1 protein-coding gene is annotated in these 1,018 nt (G+C 37.7%); it reads left to right on the top strand.

Going from position 1 to position 1,018, the window contains the following annotated elements; genetic code table 11:
* Positions 1-675 precede the first annotated feature (675 nt).
* The coding region (locus HP552_RS02975; protein WP_446686451.1) for a hypothetical protein at positions 676-1,018 on the top strand (343 nt) is incomplete at its 3' end.

The following is a 1,018-nucleotide window of genomic DNA, read 5'->3' as shown; positions in this document are numbered from 1 at the left end:
CTGTAAAACACAACATATGCAGTCACTATGAATCAACTACTTAGATGGTATTAGTGACCTGTAACAGAGCATTAGCGCAAGGTGATTTTTGTCTTCTTGCGCTAATTTTTTGTCATCAAACCTGTCGCACTCCAGAGAAGCACAAAGCCTCGCAATCCAGTGCAAAGCTTTGTGTGCCACCCACTACGACCTGCATAACCAGTAAGAAGATAGCAGTGATGTCAAACGACGCAGCTGACTTCTTTTCTTTCACGACTTCCCCACACCCAGCATGCATACCTTTCCGCCATAACTGTAGTGAATGTCTGTTATGAGCGAGGAGCGGAAGTTAACACTTATGAAAAATGGCTACGAAGTCCGTGGCTATCTATCGGCTTATTAGTACTTGAAACGCTTCTTCAGAAGCCTGAAGAGCTAATCGTTCGGCGATACTATATATGCATTAATAGACTATATCGTTGGTATAAACAGTGCACCATGCAACATGAATAACAGTGGGTTATCCAAAAGGAAGCAGAAAGCTAAATATGGAAAACTACAATACGATGCCCCGTTAAGTTCAATACTACTAATTTTTAGATGGAAAACGTATGTAATAGAGAGTAACTTAAAAGAGAGATCCTGTGTTGCCGCCAAATAAATTGCGGTTATTTTAATAAAATTAAGGGTTACTATATGTTGGAGTTTAGTGTTATTGAAAGAGGCGGGTATATTCCTGCAGTAGAAAAAAATAAGGCATTCCTACGAGCAGATGGTTGGAATGACTATTCCTTTGTTACAATGTTTTATCTTACTGTCTTTGATGAGCATGGTGAAAAATGCGATATCGGAAATGTTAAAATTGGTTTTGTAGGTCAAAAAGAAGAAGTAAGCACTTATTCATTAATAGATAAAAAATTCAGTCAACTCCCTGAAATGTTTTTTTCCTTAGGTGAAAGCATTGACTACTATGTTAATCTCAGCAAATTAAGCGATGGTTTTAAACATAACCTTCTTAAAGCTATTCAGGATTTAGTAG

The organism is Paenibacillus xylanilyticus (assembly GCF_013359935.1).
GTDB lineage: Bacteria > Bacillota > Bacilli > Paenibacillales > Paenibacillaceae > Paenibacillus > Paenibacillus xylanilyticus.
The sequence above is the reverse complement of the archived record's forward strand: the minus strand, read 5'-3'. Positions and strand labels throughout refer to the sequence as shown.